This window comes from Agromyces humi (assembly GCF_009720255.1).
Classification (GTDB): Bacteria; Actinomycetota; Actinomycetes; order Actinomycetales; family Microbacteriaceae; genus Agromyces; species Agromyces humi.
This window is the reverse complement of record NZ_WJSP02000185.1, coordinates 1-7,158: the sequence shown is the minus strand read 5'-3', so window position 1 is coordinate 7,158 and position 7,158 is coordinate 1. Positions and strand designations below refer to the sequence as shown.

At 68.8% G+C, this 7,158-nt stretch carries 7 protein-coding genes; 4 read left to right on the top strand and 3 right to left on the bottom strand.

Features of this window, described 5'->3' with window-relative positions; translation table 11 throughout:
* On the bottom strand, positions 1–1,493 hold a 1,493-nt coding region (locus GH736_RS14115; RefSeq protein ID WP_235934224.1), incomplete at its 3' end, for an HNH endonuclease signature motif containing protein.
* 121 nt (positions 1,494–1,614) lie between these two features.
* Complete coding sequence (locus GH736_RS14110) at positions 1,615–2,379, bottom strand: hypothetical protein (RefSeq protein WP_159604351.1); 765 nt, start codon at positions 2,377–2,379, stop codon at positions 1,615–1,617.
* 160 nt (positions 2,380–2,539) lie between these two features.
* Here GH736_RS14110 and GH736_RS14105 point away from each other — a divergent pair, with 160 nt between their 5' ends.
* The 4 genes from GH736_RS14105 (at position 2,540) to GH736_RS14090 (ending at position 5,914) form a co-directional block, all read left to right on the top strand.
* On the top strand, positions 2,540–3,736 hold the full coding sequence (locus GH736_RS14105; protein WP_159604349.1) for an NAD(P)/FAD-dependent oxidoreductase: 1,197 nt from the start codon (positions 2,540–2,542) through the stop codon (positions 3,734–3,736).
* Between the two features lie 134 nt (positions 3,737–3,870).
* The gene (locus GH736_RS14100) at positions 3,871–4,311 is read left to right on the top strand and encodes a nuclear transport factor 2 family protein (protein WP_159604347.1); all 441 of its coding nucleotides are present in this window, start codon (positions 3,871–3,873) and stop codon (positions 4,309–4,311) included.
* Positions 4,312–4,327: 16 nt separating this feature from the next.
* Complete coding sequence (locus GH736_RS14095) at positions 4,328–5,032, top strand: SGNH/GDSL hydrolase family protein (protein WP_159604345.1); 705 nt, start codon at positions 4,328–4,330, stop codon at positions 5,030–5,032.
* Positions 5,033–5,173: 141 nt separating this feature from the next.
* A complete protein-coding gene (locus GH736_RS14090; RefSeq protein ID WP_159604344.1) occupies positions 5,174–5,914 on the top strand; it encodes an ABC transporter permease in 741 nt (246 codons plus the stop codon).
* Between the two features lie 139 nt (positions 5,915–6,053).
* On the opposite strand, the gene GH736_RS14085 is transcribed toward GH736_RS14090, so the two are convergent.
* A complete protein-coding gene (locus GH736_RS14085) occupies positions 6,054–6,821 on the bottom strand; it encodes a helix-turn-helix domain-containing protein (protein WP_159604342.1) in 768 nt (255 codons plus the stop codon).
* Positions 6,822–7,158: the final 337 nt, after the last annotated feature.

Here is a 7,158-nt window from a genome sequence, read left to right as displayed (position 1 = left end):
CGGAGAAGCTCGGGCCGTCGGGCCAGATGCCCGAGTCGATCACGCCGATGACGATGTCCTCGCGCTCGCCCGCCGAGCCGCGGAACCTGCGCCGGGTCGATGTGCGGTGGCGGGATGAACCACACGTCGTTCGGGCTCGGAAGGATCTGCCACCCCTCGCGGTGGATCATGTGGTGACAGAAGCTGCAGAGCATGACTCCGTTCGAGAGATCGGTCGGGCCCGCATCGCGTTCCCACCAGGCGACGTGGTGGGCTTCGACATAGGCGATGTTCTGACCGCATGAGGCGCACCCGCCGTCGCGCTCGCCGAGTGCCAGGCGCTGCGCCTTGCTGAAGAGCCGGGCGGCCCTTCCGAGGTCGAGCGGGAGGCTGTCGCCGCCGAGCACGGCGGGAACGAGTTCGGCATCGGCGGCCATGCGGCGGGCGGTCGCAGCGGAGATGGGCTGATCGAGGCCGTCGATGCGCGCGTGACCGAGTCCAGTGACGAGCGTGTCGAGGTCGACGCGGACGACGACCGTCGTCTTCGCGAGCGGGGTGAGGGTCTGCGCGCAGCCGAGGGTGTGGCGGGCGAGGGCGGCGAGCGCATCGGCCTGGATCTGCGGGATCGAACGTCGGTCCTCGACGACAGGTCCGCCATCGCCGTCGCCGCTGCCCGGCCCGCGCCGCCGCACCACGTCGGTCACGAGCGCCTCGATCGCCGCCTTCACCGGCGCGGCGCTCTCGGGGTCGAGGCGGGCATGCAGGTGCACCATGCCGTGGCGGTCTTCGCGCATCGTCAGCGAACGCTCCATACGGAGCTCGTCTTCTCGCGGTTCGACTCCGTCGGGGTCGAGGCGAGCCTCGGCCTCGCGAACACCGCGAAGGAGCGTTTCGAGCGGCACCTGCGCGGCCAGCCCGACGAGCGCTGCTTCGACGCGGTCGACCCTGCTCGCCTCCGCCCGCGCCGACGCGCGGTCGAGCATCGAGGTGATCGCAGATGCCGCGTCGATGCCGATCTTCGCCGACTCCAGGGCAGTGGCGACGTGCGGATGCCGCGAGGGGAGTCGCTCGCCACTGAAGGTCTGGCGTTGCGCGGTGACGGTGCCGACGGTGATCAGCCTCTGCGCGTCGGCGCGCGACGCGCCGGTGGCTGCGGCGATCAGTCGCACTGGATTGTGGAAGCCCTGCGCCTTCGCCAACCCGGTGTCGCCGAACTCGGGCCCGGAACGCTTCGTCACCTCGGCAGCGACCCGGGCGAACACGGCGTCGATGTCGCGCCGGACCTGCGCGAGCGCATCGGTGACCCGCATGAGCCCGGAGTCGCTCATCTGTTCCACCTCGACCTGCACGTCGCCAGGAACCGCGCCCCACGCCGGCATCGAGCCCGCCCACGCCTCGCGCAGCGCCGCGACATCCTGCTCGAGCGCGGCGAGCGCGCCCGGCGCCGTCAGGCGCGGCTGTGGCGTCGGCGGCACCAGGGGGTGCACCGGCGCCGTCGGCGGGAGATCTTCCATGCTTCGATCATGCACCCACCCACCGACATCCGTTCGCGCCTGAAAATCAGGGTTGATCAGGCATTCGCCTGTGGAGAACTCCACCCATCACCCACCTGGGGAGGGCGAGTCGAACCGACGCTCAGCCCTTCGCTTCCGCCTGATCCGTGACGGTCGGAACCGTCGGATAGCGCGGCCGAAGCATGGTGCGAACCTCGGTGAGCGATCGATGCCAGTAGACGTAGAGAAGGATCAGTGTGACGAGGAACAGCAGGGCGGCAAGCGGCCAGGCCACGATCGGCCCGCCTGCTGATCCGGCGAGGCCGGCGCAGCTGCCGGCCACCACGGCCGTGACGATACCGACGATGCCCTGCGTCTGCACGGAGAGGTGCAGCATCCGGAACCGAGGGCGCTTCAGGCGCATGCCGGTTCCGATGCTCCGATACAACGCCGTCTCGTCGTCGTTGACGGGCAGGACGAAGTAGGAAGCAGCGGTCGGCGAGGATTCGGCGAAGAAGTGGCGGATCCGATTCATGCCCGTGAGGTACACCGTCGCTTCTCGCTGGATCTCGACCAGTCGGATGAACGTGGCGATCCCGAGGAACAACGTGAGCAACAGCACGAGGAACGCCACGGCGAGAAAGGTCGAGGAGTCCATCCCGCCCTGCGAGGCGAACCCGAACGCGACGCCGGCGGCCGAGACCACGGCGAGGAACAGGCTCGTCCGGGTCAACGAAGCCGTCCAGGCGGTGCTCAAGGCCGACATGAGCACGTTGTACTCGGTGGTGAGCACCTCGCGGGCCTCGCGAAGGTCGTCGGGCGTCGGCGGGCTGCCGGCACCTGAGCGGCCCGGTGGTGATGCGGTGCCGCCGCCATCAGTCGCGGCAGCTTCGTCAAGCGGACGCATACTCCAATGCTACGAGCGCCGGATGCCGGCGCCACAGGTTCGCCGATCGGGAGCGACCTCGCGATGCACTCGATGCCGGTCGCGTCAAGCGGGTCGCTTCGCCGGGGGGCGGCGCATAGGTTCGGACCCGGCTGCCCATCGACGTCCAAGGAGGCGCCCCATGACCCATCACCGCATCGTGATCATCGGCGGAGGCAACGCGGGACTCTCGGTCGCCGGGCGCCTGCATCGGCACGGCGTCGATGACGTGGTGGTGATCGAACCACGTGAGCAGCATCGCTTCCAGCCGTTGTTCTCGCACGCGGCCGGTGGTGTCGCTCGCGCCAGCATGGCCGTGCGGCCGCAGGCCTCCGTCATGCCGAAGGGCGTCGGGTGGATCCAGGAGGCCGTGGCGGATCTCGACCCCGAGGATGCCACCGTCATCCTCGCGTCAGGTCGTCGCATCACCTACGACCAGCTGATCGTCTGTCCGGGGATGCAGCTGGACTGGGACCGGGTGCCCGGCCTCACCGCCGCGCTGGGCACGCCGGAGGTCGCATCGCACTACGAGTTCGAGCTGGTGCCGAAGGCGTCTCGGCTCCTCCGCGACCTGCGCCGGGGAACGGCCGTCTTCACGCAGCCACCGGGACCGGCGAAGTGCGCCGGTGCGTCGCAGAAGCCGATGTACCTCGCGTGTGACTACTGGCGGGCGACCGGAGTTTTGAGCGACATCCGCGTCGTGATGATCGTGCCCGACCCGACCGTGTTCGGGATCCCGGAGATCGATCGGCAGCTCGAGCGGAAGATCGCCGAGTACGGCATCGAGCTTCGATCCGGAACGGAGCTGCGCTCGGTCGACGGGGAGCATCGCACCGCCGAGATCGGACCCGTGGCCGGTGGTGCGAGCGAGCGCCTGCAGTACGACGTGCTGAATGTCGTGCCGCCCCAGTCCGCTCCCGACTGGCTGAAGTCGACGAGCCTCCCGGCCGCCGGTGATTCGGGAGGGTTCGTCGAGGTCGACCCCGAGACGCTCCGCCATGTGCGCTACGACGATGTGTGGGCGCTCGGCGATGCCGCGGCGACCCGCAATTCGAAGTCGGGTGGCGCACTTCGGAAGCAGACCAAGGTCGTCGCCGAGAACGTGCTGGCCGTCCTCGAGGGGAAGGAACCCACGGCTCGTTACGACGGCTACACGGTGTGCCCGAGCACGGTCTCACGCTCGACGGTCGTCTTCGCCGAGTTCGACGACCAGTACCGACTGAAGCCCACGATCCCGTTCTGGAAATCCCTGTCGCGCGAGCGCCGCCTGTCATGGCTCTTCGACCGACACATCCTGCCCTGGGTGTACTGGCACATGATCCTCAAGGGACGCGCCTGAGCACGCGGTGTGCGTCGCCACGGCGTGCATCTCTGCGGCGATCCGCCGCCGACGCCGGCCGGCATGCGGAGCGGTGACATCCGCAAGACAGGCGGGGCGGTGACATCGGGGAGGCGGAGGAGGATGCTGTCTCCATGGGAGTCGTGACTCCGGAGGGGCATCGCGAATCGAGCGTCGTCATCGACCGGCTGGTGGGGGCGATGAACGATCATGACCTGGATCGGATGGTCGCGCTCTTCCACCCCGACTACGACAGTCGTCAGCCGGCTCACCCGGGCCGCGCGTTCGTCGGACTCGACCAGGTTCGCGCGAACTGGCGGGCGATGTTCCGCGGCGTCCCTGATATCCGGGCCGAGGTGATTCGCTCCGTGCAGGACGGCGAGCTGAACTGGTGTGAATGGGCCTGGCACGGAACCCGCTCCGATGGGGCGTCGTTCGAGGTTCGCGGCGTGACCCTCTTCCAGATCCGCGACGAGCTCATCGTGGCGGGAACGCTCTACATGGAGGAGGTCGAACTCGACCCAGTGGGGATCGAAGACGCCGTCGAGGGCATGTCGGGCGCCCGGCCTGCGTGACGCGGGGGAACGCCAGATGGTCGGGGCAGCAGCAGCGGTCGGGGCAGCAGCAGCGTCAGTCGGCGCGACTGCGCGGCGGGTCGGCGCGGCCCTCATCGTCCTCGCGTCCGCGAGCATGATCGTCGGATGCTCCGTGTCGGGTCGCGCTGACCCAAACGCCGCGCCCGAGCCATCCGCTGTCGCCGCGCACGGCAGTTTCGCCGCCGTCGGCGACTCGATCACCGACGCTGACAGCCCCGACTTCGCCGCCGGCGACTTGGGCGCCTCGTCGTGGACGACGTATGTCGCGGACGACGGCTTCGCGTTCGCCGGTGGCTGGGCGGAGTGGGGTGCGACGACGGCGATGATGGCCGACTCGGTCGGTCCGGTCGATGCGGACGTGCTCGTGGTCCTCGCCGGCACCAACGACGTCGCGTTCGGCATCCCGTTCGAGGATTCCGCGGCGAACCTCGACCGCATCGTCGAGGTCGTCGGCATCGAGGACGTCGTCGTCATCTCCATCCCGCCGATGGACGCGTTGCCCGCCGGAGCGGTGGCGTACAACGAACGCCTCGACGACCTGGCGACCGATCGCGGATGGCGGTTCATCGACGCATCCGCCGGCCTGCGCACCGCCGACGGACGGTTCACCGAGGGGATGAGTTGGGACGGGCTGCACCCGTCGGTGGACGGCGCGCGCGTGCTCGGAGACGCGATCGCGACGGCGTTGCGCGAGGGGTGAGCAGGAGCGTCGCCAACTGGGATTTCACCCACTCGCGCGCCGTTCCGACGCGGCACGGGATCCGCTTCGGCACGCGGGGTCACTGACAGAGCCTGAGCGGCGATCGCGCGACGCGACTGATCGAGTCGTAGAGTCTGCCGCATGGACTGGAGCGTTGCCCTCACGACGTTGATCGGCGTCAGCGCGCTGGTGGCGATCACCGCGATCGCGCTGCGGCTCTATGGCGTGAAGCAGTGGTACGCCGGAGCCCTCGCCATCATGCGGGCGGCCGTGCAGCTCGCCGCCTTGAGCCTCGTGCTCACGATCGTCATCGAGGATCTTCTCTGGGTCTGGCTGGCGCTGCTGGTGATGCTGTTGGCCGCGATCCTCACGGCCGGCCGCCGCCTGCACGCCGACTGGCGGATGCTGCTGACGATCGCCGGGGTCATGGCAGGATCCGCTGCCGTGACGCTCGCGGTGATCTTCGTGTCGGGGGCGGTCCAGCTGACGCCGCAGTACGTCCTCGCGATCGGCGGAATCGTCGTGGGCAACACGATGACGATCACCACCCTGACGGGGCGGCATCACCACTCGTCCGTCGTGGCACGTCGCGACGAGGTCGAAGGTTGGCTCGCGCTCGGAGCAACGCCGCGTCAATCCACCCTCGACGTGGCCCGCATCGCCGTGCGCGAAGCGCTCATCCCGTCAGTCGACCAGACGCGAACGACCGGTCTCGTGGTGCTGCCGGGCGCCTTCGTCGGCGCGGTGTTCGCCGGCGCATCACCGATCGAGGCCGGTCGTTTCCAACTGATCGTGCTTGCGGGGATCCTCTGCGCCGGTGCTCTGGTCGCGGTGGGCCTCAGTGAGGCGATGAGCCGGTCGACGACCGTGCCGACCCAATAGGATCGGGGCCTTCGCGTCCACATGTTGAACTCGGGGTCGAGCGAGCTGCAGAGGCCCGGGGTCGGCTCGAGCCATTCCTCGCGGCCCTCGCGCTCGAGCGCGAATGCACGCGAAGCTCAAACGCCGCGGTCGGCGCGGGTCATCCCGCTGGCGTTTGCAGGGCGGAGCGTTTGGCGCTTGACGCCATCGACTCGGCCACCCGGAGCGTCCAGCGCACCATCGAGTGCGCGTCGCTTCGGTTGACTCGAGCGGTCGCGCCCACAATGCCGATCGTTCCATCGGGGAACGAGAACTCCGCGGCCACGCATCTCCAGCCGAGCGTGAACTGTTCGGTTTCGACGGATGCTCCGAGGTCTCGCGTCTGGCGCATGACCGCCGCCAGGTCGCGCACCGTCGCGGGCGACTTCGGCGTCGACCGATGCAGCCCGGAGCGAGCGACCTCTTCGATGAGATCAGGACGTCGTGCGAGCACCAAGCGTCCTGCCGCGGTTCCGGTCAGGGTGGCGAGATGCGTGAGGTCCGGCCAGCCCACGGTTGCCGCGCTCGCGTGGTCCGCGTCGGTCACGAGGTCGATCGGTCTCAACTCTGTCGAGTCGGTCGGGCGCAGCAGTCCCAACCAGGCGATTCCGCCGACATGCACGTGCAGGTCGGTGAGATGGTCGTGAGCATCCGGAAGCTTGCGCTGCAGTGCGGCCGCGAGGCCGACGCGCTCCAGGGCAGGGCCGACTCGATAGCCGCCCGGTGTGCGGATCAGCACCCCGCGTCGCTTGAGGTCCTCGGCGATCCTTCGAGCGGTCGGCTTGGGTATCCCGGTCTGACGGGTCAATTCGGCCAGTGGCACCTGTATCCCGCTCGATACAGTCTGCAGAATCTCCAGGCCTCGCCCGATCACGGTGCCATCGTCCATGGTCCCCCAAAGTCGCGTGTCAAGCGGCGTCCCTGAAGTTGAACCCGGTGCCGGTTCACTCAGTGACACGGATGGCCCGCCCCCCGGTCGCGGCCACCTACCGTCAGGGTAGGGCGTCGTATGCAGAGACCGCTAGCACTCAAATGGTGGGGGGCACGAGTCGCCAGGCACGAGCGTTCCAGGGATGACGCCAACGAGGAGGGATCATGACGTGGACTGACTGGGAGAACCTTGGCCCGACGCTGATCGCAAGCCCGGACGACCCAGGTCCAGCTCTTGCGTCAAGGCTTCCGAACCAGATCGACATCTTCAGGTTTGCGGGGGATCGCATCCTTCA

Excerpts from the sequence above, each read along its gene's own strand:
- GH736_RS14100 (WP_159604347.1), top strand. The coding sequence starts at position 3,871 with ATGGGAGTCGTGACTCCGGAGGGGCATCGCGAATCGAGCGTCGTCATC.
- GH736_RS14110 (WP_159604351.1), bottom strand. The coding sequence starts at position 2,379 with ATGCGTCCGCTTGACGAAGCTGCCGCGACTGATGGCGGCGGCACCGCA.
- GH736_RS14095 (WP_159604345.1), top strand. The coding sequence starts at position 4,328 with ATGGTCGGGGCAGCAGCAGCGGTCGGGGCAGCAGCAGCGTCAGTCGGC.
- GH736_RS14085 (WP_159604342.1), bottom strand. The coding sequence starts at position 6,821 with ATGGACGATGGCACCGTGATCGGGCGAGGCCTGGAGATTCTGCAGACT.
- GH736_RS14105 (WP_159604349.1), top strand. The coding sequence starts at position 2,540 with ATGACCCATCACCGCATCGTGATCATCGGCGGAGGCAACGCGGGACTC.
- GH736_RS14090 (WP_159604344.1), top strand. The coding sequence starts at position 5,174 with ATGGACTGGAGCGTTGCCCTCACGACGTTGATCGGCGTCAGCGCGCTG.